This window comes from Sphaerotilus sp. FB-3 (assembly GCF_023706025.1).
GTDB classification, from domain to species: Bacteria; Pseudomonadota; Gammaproteobacteria; order Burkholderiales; family Burkholderiaceae_C; genus Sphaerotilus; species Sphaerotilus sulfidivorans.
On the sequence record NZ_BQWE01000009.1, the window covers coordinates 75,675 to 90,927 of the forward strand.

Annotated in this window: 12 protein-coding genes; all 12 read left to right on the top strand. The window is 70.2% G+C overall.

Annotated elements, in window-relative coordinates; translation table 11 throughout:
• The first annotated feature begins 1 nt into the window (after window position 1).
• On the top strand, window positions 2-475 hold the full coding sequence (locus NFT33_RS04285) for an Hcp family type VI secretion system effector (protein WP_173805639.1): 474 nt from the start codon (window positions 2-4) through the stop codon (window positions 473-475).
• Entirely contained in the window at window positions 453-1,388 is a 936-nt protein-coding gene (locus tag NFT33_RS04290) for a type VI secretion system accessory protein TagJ (protein ID WP_251673419.1), read from the top strand. Before NFT33_RS04285 ends, NFT33_RS04290 begins: the two co-directional genes overlap by 23 nt.
• The gene (gene tssE, locus NFT33_RS04295) at window positions 1,375-1,923 is read left to right on the top strand and encodes a type VI secretion system baseplate subunit TssE (protein ID WP_149502770.1); all 549 of its coding nucleotides are present in this window, start codon (window positions 1,375-1,377) and stop codon (window positions 1,921-1,923) included. Before NFT33_RS04290 ends, tssE begins: the two co-directional genes overlap by 14 nt.
• The gene (gene tssF / locus NFT33_RS04300; RefSeq protein WP_251673421.1) at window positions 1,923-3,806 is read left to right on the top strand and encodes a type VI secretion system baseplate subunit TssF; all 1,884 of its coding nucleotides are present in this window, start codon (window positions 1,923-1,925) and stop codon (window positions 3,804-3,806) included. The genes tssE and tssF overlap by 1 nt, the downstream gene beginning before the upstream one ends.
• The gene (gene tssG / locus NFT33_RS04305; RefSeq protein WP_251673423.1) at window positions 3,803-4,840 is read left to right on the top strand and encodes a type VI secretion system baseplate subunit TssG; all 1,038 of its coding nucleotides are present in this window, start codon (window positions 3,803-3,805) and stop codon (window positions 4,838-4,840) included. Before tssF ends, tssG begins: the two co-directional genes overlap by 4 nt.
• The gene (gene tssH, locus NFT33_RS04310; protein WP_251673425.1) at window positions 4,833-7,523 is read left to right on the top strand and encodes a type VI secretion system ATPase TssH; all 2,691 of its coding nucleotides are present in this window, start codon (window positions 4,833-4,835) and stop codon (window positions 7,521-7,523) included. The genes tssG and tssH overlap by 8 nt, the downstream gene beginning before the upstream one ends.
• Window positions 7,524-8,098: 575 nt before the next feature.
• Window positions 8,099-10,096, top strand: a complete 1,998-nt coding sequence (locus tag NFT33_RS04315; protein WP_251673427.1) for a type VI secretion system Vgr family protein — start codon at window positions 8,099-8,101, stop codon at window positions 10,094-10,096.
• 19 nt (window positions 10,097-10,115) lie between these two features.
• Window positions 10,116-11,225 (top strand): DUF2169 family type VI secretion system accessory protein, encoded by a 1,110-nt coding sequence (locus NFT33_RS04320; RefSeq protein ID WP_251673429.1) that lies wholly within the window; start codon window positions 10,116-10,118, stop codon window positions 11,223-11,225.
• Window positions 11,226-11,260: 35 nt separating this feature from the next.
• Window positions 11,261-12,346: a DUF2169 family type VI secretion system accessory protein gene (locus NFT33_RS04325; protein WP_251673432.1), complete on the top strand. Its 1,086-nt coding sequence runs from the start codon at window positions 11,261-11,263 to the stop codon at window positions 12,344-12,346.
• The gene (locus tag NFT33_RS04330; protein WP_251673434.1) at window positions 12,343-12,744 is read left to right on the top strand and encodes a hypothetical protein; all 402 of its coding nucleotides are present in this window, start codon (window positions 12,343-12,345) and stop codon (window positions 12,742-12,744) included. The genes NFT33_RS04325 and NFT33_RS04330 overlap by 4 nt, the downstream gene beginning before the upstream one ends.
• A gap of 45 nt (window positions 12,745-12,789) precedes the next feature.
• The gene (locus NFT33_RS04335) at window positions 12,790-13,596 is read left to right on the top strand and encodes a PAAR domain-containing protein (RefSeq protein ID WP_251673436.1); all 807 of its coding nucleotides are present in this window, start codon (window positions 12,790-12,792) and stop codon (window positions 13,594-13,596) included.
• Window positions 13,597-13,634: 38 nt separating this feature from the next.
• Entirely contained in the window at window positions 13,635-15,194 is a 1,560-nt protein-coding gene (locus NFT33_RS04340) for a DUF6531 domain-containing protein (RefSeq protein WP_251673438.1), read from the top strand.
• The last annotated feature ends 59 nt before the right edge of the window (window positions 15,195-15,253 follow it).

Genomic DNA, 15,253 nt, shown 5'->3' on the forward strand with positions numbered 1-15,253 from the left:
CATGGCCGCCACGGACACCTATGTCCATCTGCAGACCCGCCGCGCCGGCAAGCTCAAGGGCGAATGCATCGCGCCCGGGCACGAGGACGACATCGCGGTGCGCGGCTGGTCCTGGGGCGTGTCGGCGCAGACCGCGATGGGCTCGGTGCAGGCCACCGCGCGGCGCTCCTACCGCGAGCTCAGCTTCGTCAAGGGCGCCGACACCGCCAGCACCGGACTGCTGAGCGCGCTGGCGACCAACGACGAGGTCAAGGAGCTGAAGCTGACGATGCGCAAGGCCGGCGAGGGCCAGCAGGACTTCCTGCGGCTGACGCTCAAGGGCGCGCGCATCACCTCGGTCGTGCTCGACACCGGCAGCGACGGCGACGTGAGCGAGAGCGTCACCGTGGCCTTCACGAAGGTCGAGCTCGAGTACCTGCCGCAGCAGCGCAGCGGCCAGCGCGGAGCCAGTCATGTCTTCACCGACGAGGTCTGAGGCCCCGGCCGCGGCCGAGGACGCGGCGCGCCGGGTCGCCGCCGGCGATCTGGCCGGCGCGCTCGCGAGCCTGCAGCAGCAGGTGCGCCGCCAGCCGGCCGATGCCCGGCTGCGCATCTTCCTGTTCCAGCTGCTGGTGCTGCTGCGCCAGTGGCCGCGCGCGGCGCAGCAGCTGGTGCTGTGCGGCGAGCTCGATGCCGGCGCGCTGGCGATGGTGGCGACCTGCCGCGAGGCGCTGCAGGCCGAGCAGGTGCGCGAGGCGGTGATGAGCGGTCGCACCACGCCGCTGGTCTTCGGCGAGCCGCCGGCCTGGGTCGGCCTGCTGGCCGAGGCGCTGGCGGCCGACGGCCGTGGCGACGCGGCGGTCGCGGCCGTCCTGCGCGCCCGGGCGCTCGAGCAGGCGCCGGCCTGCAGCGGCACGCTCGACGGCCGGCCCTTCGCGTGGCTGGCCGACGCCGATTCGCGCCTGGGGCCGGTGCTGGAGGTGATGATGCGCGGCCGCTACGGCTGGCTGCCGCTGCAGGCGCTGCGCCGGATCGAGATCGACGCGCCCGAGGACCTGCGCGATCTGGTGTGGCTGCCGGCGCGGCTGACCTTCGTGTCCGGCGGCGAGACGGTCGCGCTGCTGCCGGTGCGCTACGCGCCCGATGCCGATGCGGACAGCGAGGGCGAGGGCGGCGATCCGGCCGCGCTGCGCGACGCGCGGCGGCTGGCGCGTCGCACCGACTGGATCGCGCTGGCGCCGCAGCACCAGCCCGACCAGTTCCGCGGCCTGGGCCAGCGCCTGCTCTGCACCGAGGCCGAGGAGCGCGGCCTGCTGGAGGTGCGCGAGATCGTGATCGATGCGCCAGCAGGCGAGCGCGAAGGCGAGGGCGAGCGGGGGGACGAGGGCCGTGGCGATGCTTCCCGCTGACCGATCCGGCCTGGAGCGGGCGGCCGACCGGCTGCAGCCGGCGCTGCTCGACCGGCTGGTCGATGACGCGCCGCAGCAGCCGCATGATGCGGTCGACAGGCGTGTCGTCGGTGACAAGCAGCTGCGCCGCGCGGTGCTGCGCGACCTGGGCTGGCTGCTCAACGCCACCTGTCTGCTCGACGAGACGCACAGGCGCAGCTATCCGTGGCTGGTGCAGTCGGTGCTGAACTTCGGGCTGCCGCCGCTGGCCGGGCAGCTGGCCTCGCGCATCGATGTGCCGCTGATGGAGCGCACGCTGCGCCAGGCGCTGCTGCGCTTCGAGCCGCGGCTGGTCGAGGAGACGCTGACGGTGCGTGCGCTCGAGGCGGCCTCGGTGCTGGAGACGCACAACATCATCGAGTTCGAGATCCGCGGCCACCTGTGGGCGCAGCCGGTGCCGCTGGAGCTGCTGCTGCGCACCCGCATGGATCTGGAGGCCGGCCAGATCGAGGTGCGCGAGAGCACGCGCAGCGCGCTGCCGCCCGGGAGGCCCTGATGGATCCGGGCCTGCTGCGCCGCTACAACGAGGAGCTGGCCCATCTGCGCGAGGTCGGCAGCGAGTTCGCGCGGGCCTATCCGAAGATCGCCGGGCGGCTGACGATGAGCGGCCTGGAGGTCGCCGATCCGTATGTCGAGCGGCTGCTCGAGGGCTTCGCCTTCCTGGCCGCGCGGGTCCAGCTGCATGTCGACGCGGAGTACCCGCGCTTCGTGCAGCACCTGCTGGAGGTGGTGCAGCCGGGCTTTGTCGCGCCGGTGCCGAGCATGGCGATCGTGCGCATGCTGCCCGACCTGCTCGATCCGGCGCTGGCGGCCGGACCGGTGGTGCCGCGCGGCAGCGCATTGCTGAGCGAGGAGGTGCGCGGACAGGCGACCCGCTGCGAGTTCCGCACCGCGCACGAGGTGCAGCTGTGGCCGCTGGAGATCGTCGAGGTGCGCTGCTTCAGCCATGCGGCCGACCTGCCGCTGCACCGGCTGCCGCTTGACCGGCCGGTGCGCGGCGGCCTGCGCATCCGGCTGCGCAGCCACGGCCCGGCGCTGCGCGATCTGCCGATCGAGCGCCTGAGCTTCCATGTCTGCGCGCCCGACGAGACGGCGCTGCGGCTGCACGAGCGGGTCTGCGGGCCGGTGCTGGGCAGCTGGGTGGCGCCGCCGGCCGGCCAGGACCCGCGCCGCGGCTGGCGCGATGCCGGCTCGGTGCGGCCGCAGGGCTTCGACGACGACGAGGCGCTGCTGCCCGAGACGCTGCGCGGCTTCTCCGGCCACCGGCTGCTGCAGGAGTTCGCCGCGATGCCGCAGCGGCTGCTGTTCTTCGCGGTCGAGCAGCTGCGCGAGCGCCTCGCGGCGGTCGATGGCCAGGAGGCCGAGCTGTTCATCCTGTCGGCGCGTGCCGATCCGGGGCTGGAGCCGCTGGTCGACCGCCAGGCGCTGGCGCTGGGCTGCACGCCGGTGATCAACCTGTTCCCGAAGCGGCTCGACCGCATCGCGCTGCTGCCCTCGCGCTGGGAGCATCCGGTCGTGCCGGACCGCACCCGGCCGCTGGACTTCGAGGTCCATACCCTCGACGAGGTGATCGGCCACGGCACCGGCGCGCAGTCGCAGCAGCTCTTCCTGCCGCTCTATGCGGTGCCGCATGCGCTGGAGGGGCGCCACGAGGCCTGGTACACCGTGCGGCGCGAGCCGCGCCAGCTCTCCGAGCGCCAGCGCAGCCAGGGCACGCGCAGCGCCTGGATCGGCACCGAATGCTTCCTGTCGCTGGTCGACGCGGCCCAGGCGCCGTATGCGCAGGACCTGCGCCAGCTCTCGGTGCGGGCCTGGGTCAGCAACCGCGATCTGCCGCTGCTGCTGCCCGGCGCCGGGAGCGGGGGCGGCATCACCGGGCTGTGGTCGCTCGACACGCCGGGGCCGGTGCGCCGCATCGAGACGCTGCGCGGGCCGACCCGGCCGGTGCAGCGCCTGCCGCGCGGCGAGGAGGGCTGGTCGCTGGTGCGGCTGCTGGCGCTGAACCATCTGTCGCTGGCCGGCGAGGATCCGGCCCGGGCCGCGGCGACGCTGCGTGCGCTGCTGCGCCTGTTCGGCCCCGACGGCGAGGCCGGCTGGCAGCGCTGGGTCGACGGACTGCTGGGCGTGCAGGCCCGCACCGTCACCCGCCGGCTGCCGCAGGCCGGGCCGCTGACCTTCGGCAGCGGCGCGGAGGTCGTGCTCGAGGTCGACGACAGCGCCTTCCAGGGCGGCAGCGCCTTCCTGTTCGGCAGCGTGCTCGAGCGCTACCTGGCGCGCCATGCGGCGATCAACAGCTTCGTGACGACCCGGCTCCTGTCCTCGCGCCGCGGCGAGATCATGGCCTGGCCGCCGCGCTGCGGCACCGGAGCGCTGCTGTGAAGCCCGATCCCGATCCGGATCCGGCGCTGCAGCCCTGGTCGCACGACTTCTTTGCGCTGCTGCGCCGCATCCAGGCCGAGCGGGCCGATCTGCCGCCGCTGGGCACCGCGCTGCGGCCGGCGGGCGAGCCGCTGCGGCTGGGTCAGGATGTCGAGCTCGACTTCGCGCCGGCGGCACTGTCGTCGTGGCGGATGAGCGAGATCACCGGCGTGCCGCGGCTGGGCGTGCGCTTCTTCGGCCTGTTCGGGCCGATGGGGCCGATGCCGCTGCACCTGACCGAGTTCGTGCGCGAGCGCGAGCACCAGGCCGGCGACAGCGCGCCGGCGCGCTTCGCCGACATCTTCCATCACCGCGCGCTGCTGCTGTTCTTCCGCGCCTGGGCCCAGGCCCAGCCGACGGTGCAGCGCGACCGGCCGGGCCAGGATGTCTTCGCGCGCCAGGCGGGTGCGCTCGGCGGGCTGGCGCCGCCCGGCACGCCTTCGGGCGACAGCCTGCCCGACGATCTGCGCCGGCATCTGCTCGGGCACCTGCTGCACGGGCCGCGCCATGCCGAGGGCCTGCGCAAGATGATCGCCGCGCACTTCGGACTGCCGGTGCGCATCGAGTCGCATGCCGGGCACTGGATGACGCTGCACCCGCAGGACCGCACCCGGCTGCGTCCGCTGGCCGGCGCCGGCTCGCGCAACCGGCTCGGCGTCGATGTCGTCGCCGGCAGCCGGGTCTGGGATCGGCAGTACCGGTTCCGCGTCCACCTGGGTCCGCTGGGCTGGGCCGACTACGAGCGCTTCCTGCCCGGCACGCCGGCGCTGCGTGCGCTGCATGACCTGGTCGCCTGCTTCGTCGGGCCGTCGCTGCGCTGGGAAATCCGCCCGGCGCTGCGTGGCGCCGAGGTGCCGCCGCTGCGGCTGACCGGGCGCGGCGGCCGGCTCGGGCTGAGCACCTGGCTGGGCCGGCGCGGCCCCCATCCGGACCGCGCCGACCTGCGCCTCTCTTCCGATCGACGCCTCTCTCCGGGAGATCCTGTCCATGTCTGAGATCAGCCGTGCCGCGCTGTTCGGCAAGCTCGACCCGCTGGCCTACAAGGCCATCGAGGGCGCAACCGTGTTCTGCAAGCTGCGCGGCAATCCGCATGTGATGCTGGAGCACTGGTTCTCGCAGCTGCTGAACCTGCCCGACAGCGACCTGCACCGCATCCTGCGCCATTTCCAGGTGGACGCCGGGCGACTGGCATCGGACCTGGGCAGCGCGCTCGAGCGCCTGCCGCGGGGCGCCAGCACCATTTCCGACATCGAGGAGGCGGTCGGCGACGCGGTCGAGCGCGCCTGGGTCTATGCCTCGCTGAAGTTCGGCGCCACGCAGGTGCGCACCGGCCACCTGCTGTTCGGCCTGCTCAAGACCGAGCGGCTGGCGCGGCGGCTGCAGTCGATCAGCCGGCAGTTCGACCGCGTCGACGTCAAGCGCCTCGGCGCCGAGCTGGCGCAGATCGTCGCCGGCTCGCCCGAGGAGGCGGCCAGCACCATCGACACGCCCGACGCCGCCCCCGGCGAGGCCAGCGGCGCCATCGCCCCGGCGGCGCTGGGCCGGCAGGAGGCGCTGAAGAAGTTTGCCGTCAGCCTGACCGACAAGGCGCGCGCCGGCGAGCTCGATCCGGTCACCGGCCGCGACGAGGAGATCCGCCAGATCGTCGACATCCTGATGCGCCGTCGCCAGAACAACCCGATCCTGACCGGCGAGGCGGGCGTGGGCAAGACCGCGGTGGTCGAGGGCTTCGCGCAGCGGCTGGTGCAGGGCGATGTGCCGCCGCAGCTGCGCGACGTGGACCTGATGGCGCTCGACATCGGCCTGCTGCAGGCCGGCGCCAGCATGAAGGGCGAGTTCGAGAGCCGGCTGCGCGCGGTGATCGACGAGGTCCAGGCCTCGCCCAAGCCGATCATCCTGTTCATCGACGAGGCGCACACGCTGATCGGCGCGGGCGGTGCGGCGGGCACCGGCGACGCGGCCAACCTGCTGAAACCGGCGCTGGCGCGCGGCAGGCTGCGCACCATCGCCGCGACCACCTGGGCCGAGTACAAGAAGCACATCGAGAAGGATCCGGCGCTGACGCGGCGCTTCCAGGTCGTGCAGGTGCCCGAGCCGGACGAGGCGAAGGCGGTCCACATGCTGCGCGGCGTGGCCACCGTGCTGGAGCACCACCACCGCGTCGTGCTGCTCGACGAGGCGATCGAGGCGGCGGTCAAGCTCTCGCACCGCTACATCCCGGCGCGCCAGCTGCCGGACAAGGCGGTCAGCCTGCTCGACACCGCCTGCGCGCGCGTCGCGGTCAGCCAGCACGCCACACCCCCAGCGCTGGAGGACAGCCGGCGCCGGCTGGAGGCGCTGCAGGTCGAGCGGGACATCGTCGAGCGCGAGGCGGCGATCGGCATCGACGTGAGCGCCCGCCGCACCCGCCTGGCCGCGGCGATCGAGGCCGAGCAGGCGCGCCAGGCCGAGCTGGGCGAGCGCTTCGGCCAGGAGAAGGCGCTGGTCGACCGCGTGCTGGCGCTGCGGGCGCGGCTGCGCGCGCAGCCCGGCGATCCGGCCGGAGCGCCGGACGGCGTCGCCCCCGTCGCGCCGCCGACCGAGGCCGAGCGCGCCGACGCGGTCGCCGAGCTGCAGGCACTGCAGGCCGAGCTGACGCAGCTGCAGGGCGACGCACCGCTGATCCTGCCCACCGTCGACGAGCAGGCTGTGGCCGCGGTGGTGCAGGACTGGACCGGCATTCCCGTCGGCCGCATGGTCCGCAACGAGGTGCAGGCGGTGCTGGCGCTGGCCGACACGCTCAACCGGCGCGTCATCGGCCAGAAGCACGCGCTGGACATGATCGCCCGGCGCATCCAGACCTCGCGGGCGCGGCTGGACAACCCGAACAAGCCGATCGGCGTCTTCCTGCTGGCCGGCACCTCGGGCGTCGGCAAGACCGAGACGGCGCTGGCGCTGGCCGAGGCGCTCTACGGCGGCGAGCAGAACGTCATCACCATCAACATGAGCGAGTTCCAGGAGGCGCACACCGTCTCCACGCTCAAGGGCGCGCCGCCGGGCTATGTCGGCTACGGCGAGGGCGGCGTGCTGACCGAGGCGGTGCGGCGGCGCCCCTACAGTGTCGTGCTGCTCGACGAGGTCGAGAAGGCGCACCCGGACGTGCACGAGCTGTTCTTCCAGGTCTTCGACAAGGGCTGGATGGAGGACGGGGAAGGGCGCGACATCGACTTCCGCAACACCATCATCCTGCTGACCAGCAACGTCGGCAGCGACCTGATCATGGGCCTGTGCCGCGACCCGGAGCTGACGCCCGAGCCCGAGGCGATCGCGCAGGCGCTGCGCGAGCCGCTGCTGAAGGTCTTCCCGGCGGCCCTGCTCGGGCGTCTGGTGACGATTCCCTACTACCCGCTGTCGGACGCGATGCTCGCCGAGATCGTGCGGCTGCAGCTCGGCCGCATCGCCCGCCGGGTGCGGGACAACCACGGCATTCCCTTCGAGTACGACGAATCGGTCGTCCGCTTGGTCGTCTCGCGCTGCACCGAGGCCGAGTCGGGCGGCCGTGTCATCGACGCGATCCTGACCAACACGGTGCTGCCGAGGGTGTCGGTGGAGTATCTGATGCGGCTGAGCGAAGGTAGGGAAATGCAGCGAGTGGTTCTTTCGGTCGATGCGGGAGATTTTGTCTATGCGTTCGGTTGATAACGCAAACGAGGAAGGGGTGAGGTTATGTTAAGAGTCTTCGTATGGAGCTATCGAGGTAAGAATGAAGCTTGGGGGCATGCAGCGATGCCGGTTGATCAAACCTACATTTCTTGGTGGCCTCAGAAGCCAGGACAAGTGCCCTCTGGTATTCACAAAAATATCTATGCCTCGCATCCGTTCCGCAATAGAAGCTATATGGATGATGTTCGAGACGAGAATCAGTCTCCGGACCATGTCATTGCGCTCGAGGGACTGGATGAGTCCGGCATCAAGGATTGGTGGCAGTCATTCGGGCTCACCAGGGACGGAGCTATTTATCAAGGACCCTTGCAATCATGGGACACGTTGACTAGAAATTGCTCGGATGTTGTTGCCACAGCGCTGAAAAGGGGGGGCGGTGATAAGTACGCCTCTTGGCAGAGTTCATGGAACATGGTTTGGACGCCAGAGGCGATCTTGCAATATGCGCGTTCCATCGAACAGGGACTGCGATCTGCTCGGAAGTGACTTTAGTCTCTTTACCTGAATCAGGTGCTTGCGGACGATGGGGCAGACCGAGATGAAGTCTGTTCATGCCAGCGCCCCCCATCACCTTCCACTGCCCGCTGCCCCCCGCCGATCTGCTCTTCGAGTCGATGAGCGTCGAGGCGGGGCTGGGGCGCATCGGGGAGATGCGGCTGCATCTGCTGAGCCTGAAGCCGGATCTGGCGCCTGACGATCTGCTCGGGCAGCCGGTGCGGGTGGAACTGGTGCTGCGCGATGGCAGCCTGCGGCACTGGAGCGGGCACTGCATCCGCTTCGGGCTGGGCAAGCCGAGCGGGCGGCACTACGGCTACGACATGACGGTGCGGCCCTGGCCCTGGTTCCTGACCCGAACCAGCGACTGCCGCATCTTCCAGGACCTCTCGGTGCCGGACATCGTCAGGCAGGTGCTGGCCGACCATGCGGTGGCGAAGACGGATTTCAGGCTCTTCCGCAGCTATGCCCCGCGGGGCTACTGCGTGCAGTACCGCGAGAGCGACTTCGACTTCATCGCCCGGCTGCTCGAGCAGGAGGGCATCAGCTGGTTCTTCCAGCATGACGCCGGCGGCGCGACCCTGGTGCTGGTCGATGCGGCCGGGGCGCATGATCCGGCGCCCGGGGCCGAGCGCATCGCCTATTACGACGTGCCGGGCCAGGCGCCGCCGGACGTCGACTGCCTGTGGGACTGGAGCTTCAGCCACGGCGTGCGCACCGGGCGCATCGCGCTGACCGACTACGACTTCGAGCGCCCGTCGGCCAGCCTGCGGGTCAGCCGGGAGCGCGGTCGCAGCCACGAGCAGGCCGACCTCGAGCGCTTCGACTATCCCGGGCTCTACCGGGTGACCGGCGACGGCGAGCAGTACGCCGACAACCGCCTCGACGAGCAGCAGGCCCGCCATGCCGGCGCCCGAGGCACGACCAGCGCGCAGTCGCTGGCCGAGGGCTGCCGCTTCACGCTCGAGCGCCATCCGCGCGACGACCAGAACACCGACTACCTGGTCACCGCGATCCGCACCCGGCTGCACCTCGATGCCTATGAATCCGGCAGCACCGGCGGCACCGAGCTGAGCAGCCAGATCGAGGTCATCCCGCATGCCCAGCAGTTCCGCCCGCCGCGCCTGACCCCGAAGCCCTTCGTGCAGGGCCCGCAGACCGCAGTCGTCGTCGGCCCGGCCGGCGAGGAGATCCACACCGACAAGTACGGCCGCGTCAAGGTGCAGTTCCACTGGGACCGCTACGGCCAGAAGGACGAGCGCAGCTCGTGCTGGATCCGCGTGTCGCACCCGTGGGCGGGCAAGAACTGGGGCGCGGTGTCGATCCCGCGCATCGGCCAGGAGGTGGTGGTGAGTTTCCTCGAGGGTGACCCGGACCAGCCGCTCATCACCGGGCGGGTCTACAACGCCGAGCAGATGCCGCCGTACGGGCTGCCGGCCGGGGCCGTCGTCAGCGGCATCAAGTCGAACACGCACAAGGGACGCGGTTACAACGAGTTCTCGATGGACGACACCGCCGGCAAGGAGAAGATCACCGTCCATGCTCAGTACGACATGAACACCACGGTTGAGCACGACCAGACCAACACCGTCCACAACACGTTCACCGAGACGATCAAGAGCCACGCCGCCATCACGATCACGGAAGGCACCTACCGCCACGACGTCAAGGCCAACACCGCGAACTACCATGTCCAGGGGGCGCTGACCGAGACCTACGACACCACCCAGACCACCACGGTCAAGAATGACATCACGGTCCAGTCGACGTCCGGTCCGATCTTGGTGCAGGCGCATGGCAACCAGGTCCATGTCGAGGCGGCGACCAACATCGTGCTGCACGTTGGCGCCAGCCGGCTGTCGATGGACGCGGCCGGCAACATCGAACTCAGCGGCGTCAACGTCACGGTCAAGGGCACGGCAGCCGTGGCGATCAAGGGTGGCGTCGTCACCTCGGAGGCCGACACCACGCACCAGACCAAGGGTGCGATCGTGCTGTCCGAAGGTGCCGCGACCAATACGGTCAAGGGTGGCATGGTCATGCTCAACCCCTGATGCCGACAGCGAGCGCATCGTGCCTTCCTCCCCCCCGGCCGCACCCCAGCACCTGACGACGGTCACCGGACGGACGTCGCGGGGCGTCCACGGCGTCAGCGTGCTGCTCAAGCGTGCCTATCGCATCGCCGATGGCCGGCAGGCCGAACGCATTGATGCCGCGCCCTGGCGGCTCATCGACACGTGGCACGACGATGGCGATCCGAGCTGGTCGGTGGTGGAGCACGAGAGCGAGCTGCAGCCGTTCCGGGCGCAGACCGATGTCGTCGTCGTCGGCACGGCGCATGCGCCAGGCGGACGACCCGTCGAGGCGATGCATGTCGGCATCGCGGTCGGGGCGCGGCGCAAGGTGCTGGCGATCTTCGGCGATCGGCGTGCCGTGCACCGGGGCGACGGCATCGAGCCGACGTTCACCGAACCGGCGGCGTTCCTGACGATGCCGGTCCGCTATGACCGTGCCTACGGCGGACGCGACGAGACCGACCCGGCGCTGCCGCTGCGCTATGCGCGCAACCCGATGGGGCGCGGCTTCGTGCTGCGGGCCAGTCGCGAGGCCGTGGACGGGCGCGCGCTGCCGAACATCGAGGATCCGGCCGACCTGCTGACCCCGCAGCGGCTGTGCATGCTCGAGCCGGGACGTTGGATCGACCAGCCGCTGCCGGCCGGGCTGGGCTGGCGCCAGCGCGACTGGTACCCGCGCTGCGCGCTGATGGGGGCGCTGCCGCCGTTCCTGGCGCCGGGCACGGTGACGGCCGAGGAGCGGCTCGGCCTCGTGCCGGCCGACCATGTGGCGCTGGCCTGGCAGCACCGGTTGGCGGTGCGCGAGGCGGCCTTCGGCAACGGTGCCTCGCTCGGCCTGACGTTCGAGACGCTGGCGCCGGACGAGACGATGTTGCTGCGCGGGCTGACGCCGTCGGGGCGACTCGACTTCCACCTGCCGGGCGAGGTGCCGCGGCTGGGGCTCGACCTCGGCGATGGTGTCGAGTCGCTGGCGACCCGCATGGACGTCGTGACGCTGCGACCGGACGAGGGCGTCATGGAGATCGTCTGGCGCGCAGAACGGACGATCGGCCCGGCGGTGGCCTGGAGCCGGGTGCGCCGGTTGACCGCGGCGGTGAGTGACGCATGAGCCGCGGACCAGCCCCGTCCCGGCCGGGACACCACATGCTGCTGCCAGGCCAGGCGCCGGACGGCGCGCCGGTGCTGGCGGTGCTGCTCAAGCGCAGCTATCGGCTGGTGCCGGGCGACGTGGCGGTGCGGGCCGATGCCGACGAGCCGCTGCGCCCGGCCGACGAGCACTGGGATGCGCCCGAGAACTCGTCGGTGCGCCACGAGAGCGACTTCGTGCCGTGCAAGCTGGCCACGGACGTCGTCTTCGAGGCGCGCGCCCATGCCCCGGACGGCCGGGCCGTGGCCGAGCTGGAGGCCGCGATCCAGGTCGCCGACCGGGTCCGGCGGCTGGCGATCACCGGGCATCGGCGCGTGCTGTCCGGGCCGGGCGGGCGACCAGCGTTCAGCGATCCGCAGCCGTTCACGTCGCTGTCGGTGGTCTACGAGCGGGCCTACGGCGGCATCGACGTTCGCAGCGATCCCGAGCGGGCCCTGCCGTACCCGCGCAACCCGGCAGGCTGCGGCTTTGTCGTCTCGGACGACCCGCGGGCATGGATCGACCTGCGGCTGCCCAATGTCGAGGTGGTCGATGACCGGCTGACCCCGGAGCGGCTCTGCCTGGGCGAATACGGTCGCTGGGAATCGGCGCCGGTACCGGCCGGCTGGGGCTGGCGGGGCCGCACGCTGTGGCCGCGCAGCAGCCTGGCCGGCGTGATGCCGGGCGATCGGTCCGTCGAGCGCGAGCTGCGGGCCCTGTACGCAGGCTTCCTGCGCGGGACCGACCGCGAGGCCTATCTGCGGCAGACGCTGCCCGAGATGGACTTCCGTTTCTTCAGCGGGGCCTCCGAGGGGCTGTCGCTGCCGTGGCTGCGCGGTGACGAGCCCGTGCGCACGCTGCACCTGTCGCCGGAAGGACGGCTCGACTTCCGGCTGCCCGGCGAGCGGCCCGAGATCGGGCTCGACCTGGGCGAGGGCGTGCAGGTGCCAGGCACGGTGCTGCAGACCGTCTTCGTCGCGATGGAGAACCGGCGCATCGACATGGTCTGGCGTGCTGCCGTGCCGTACCCGGGGCCGGACTGGCTCCCGCAGGCCCGCAGGCTGGACGTCCGGGTGGTCGAAAGCGGGGAGATCACGGCATGAACGTGCTTCAGGCCAATCCTTTCGTCGCCGTGATGTCGGTGCTGCTGCTGGTCGTCGGACTGGGCTGGTACGCCTGGGGCGCACTGGATGGCGCGGGGCTGGACAGCCACTGGACCACCGGCGTGGTCACCGGCAAGACGCACACGCCGCCCGGCGTCACCTACCGCACCACCGTGGCCGGTGGCCGGACCTGGACGCAGGCCGACTCGACGCCCGAAGCCTTCGTGGTCAGCGTGCGCGTCGACGGCGAAGGCGGGGGCGAGGCCTCCTCGGGCTTCGTTGACCCGGTGCTGCACGCGCGACTGCAGCCCGGCGATCCGGTGGCGCTGCGCATCAGCCGCACGCGGTTGAGCGGCCGGCTGCAGGTGGAGGAGGTGCGTCTGCCAGCGCCACGCTGACACGGACGACTTCCAGGACACGGGACATCCCAGGAGAGAACATCGATGCTCTGGCCAGCCGCGAAGATGGGCGACATGGTGATCGGACTGGATTACCACACCATCCTGATCCCGCCGGCACCCGCCCCGGTGCCGATGGTGCCGCACCCGTACTTCGGGCCGGTCTATCTCTGGATGACGCCGAAGTTCCCGAAGGTCGACACGCTGATCAACGGCATGCCCGCCTGCACGGCCGGTGCGATGGGCTATTCGATGCACATCCCGATGGGCCTGCCGGTGCCGCCGGCGGCGATGAACCTGGGCTACTGGCGCCGCCACCTGCTGATGGTGCCCAAGCAGCTCATGCTGGTGGCGCTGACGCTGATGGCCAACCTCGCCATCGCCGGCATCACGGCCACCTTCGTGCCGCCGAATTCCGCCACCGGCCGCTTCCTGAAGGACGTCACCGGCATCGACACGTCGAGCTGGGGCGGGGTGTGGGAATCGATCAAGGGCAGCTTCTCGGCCTACACGCAGTGGGCGACGTGGTTCAAGCTGCTGATGCCGCCGCTGCCGTACCCCGGTGCGCAGGGCTCGGTGGCGATCGGCAGCCCGAACGTCACGGTCAACGGCGGCCCGCTGGCGTTCGTCGCGCCGCTGATGGCGGCCTCGTGCAGCGACATTCCCATCGTGCCAAATGCCGCCACGGTCGGGTTCAGCAACGTGATGGTGGGGGTGAGCATCGCGGACATGGCGCGGGCGCTGGCGGTGAATGCGGCGCAGGGGGCGGTGAGCGCGGGCGTGTCGGCAGGCGTGGATCGGCTGGGCCGCAGCCGCCAGCGCCAAGGCCAGGGGGAGTGCGGCTGCGGCTGAGCGCTATCGGATGGTCGACATTTCATAACAGGAAAGCTATGCCGATCGACATCGCTTCGGGCAACCTTTATGAAGAGTACGAGGATGTCTCGCTGCCGGGCAGGCTTGAACTCAGCTGGGTACGTCGCTACAGCGGACTGCTGACTCGCCATGATGGGCATCTGTTCGGACGAGGCTGGTCGACGCCTTTCGAGGTTACTTTGACCCGCTACCCGCAAGGTTTCGAGTTCATCGGACCGAGCGGTGGGAGTGAGGTGATTCCCGATCGAGATGGGCTGGTCGAGGCTGGAGTGACCTTGCGCGAATTCGGGGCCTTCATCGAAATCTTCATGCTGGAAGGGCGCTACATCGTCCAAGCTTGGGAGGTAGATGGCCCCAAGGTACGCCGCTACTGCTTTCATCCCGGTCCGCGAGGCCAACCGATGCGCCTGACCAGTATCGAGGATCCGGAGGGGCAGGCGCTGGACTTAACCTGGGATTCTGGCGGCTTGCTGTGCAGCGTGCGACAACGCCTAGAAGGGCGAAGCTTGCAGTTCGGATATAACCGTCTCGGTTGCATTGATGGCCTAGCGCTGCATACCGTGAACGGGAGCATTCATCAATTGTTCAGCTATGAATATGATGCGGGTGGCCACCTTGTCGCAGCTGTCGATGCGGCGGGCTTTGCGCAGCGTTGGTATTACGACATGGACGGGCGCCTTGCCCGCCAGGTGGGTCGCGATGGCGGCGTCTTCCACTACCGCTACGATAGCCGTGGACGCTGCGTCTTCCGCTCAGGCCTGAACCACTACGACGAAAAGCGCATCCGCTATCTCGACGCCACTCGTATCACCGAGGTGATCGACAGCTACGGCGAAACCCGGCGCTACCAGTACCTGCCTAGCGGCCAAGTCATCGCGGAGTGGGATCCTCTCGGCGCGGTAAAGCGCACGGAATTCGACGCATTCGGACGCGTTGCTGCGCGCATCGATGCACTGGGAGGCACAACGCGTTTCGGCTATGACGCCACCGGCAACCGTGATCGCTTGATAGACGCCCTGGGCCGGGAGACCCGCTTAACCTTCAACGCTAGCCACCAGCCGTTAAGTTGGACGGATCCGCTGGAGCAGACTTGGTCGAGGATCTACGACGCGCGCAATCGCCTTATCGCAGCCCAAGATCCGGCCGGCCAGCGCTGGTGTTTCCGGCGGGATGAGCAAGGCAATCTCGTGGAGATCGTCAATCCGATGGGAGCGGTGAAGCGGCAGCGCTTCACCCAAGGGGTGCTGGAGGCAATAACGGATTGGATGGGGCACGAAACCAACTTTATCCACGATGACTTCGGCAGGCTGCTCGAACGTGTCGGCCCGCAGGGCGATAGCACGCGAATGCGTTACGACGTGATTGGTCGTTGCATCCAAGTCGCGCTGGCGGACGGGGCTTCTCTATCAGCGAGCTACGACCACGCCGGTAACATGACGAGCTTCGTCGACGCACTTGGCCATACCACACGCTGGCGCTTCGGACCATGCAGCCGCCTGCTGGAACGAGTCGATGGGCTCGGCCAGGGGGTGCGGTTCGTCTGGGGCAGTGAGCCAGGGCCGTTCACTGCTCCCTGACGCCCGCATAGTTGAGCACGAGATCAAGGCAAAGAGCGTTGCGGTAGAGGGCCTGGGAG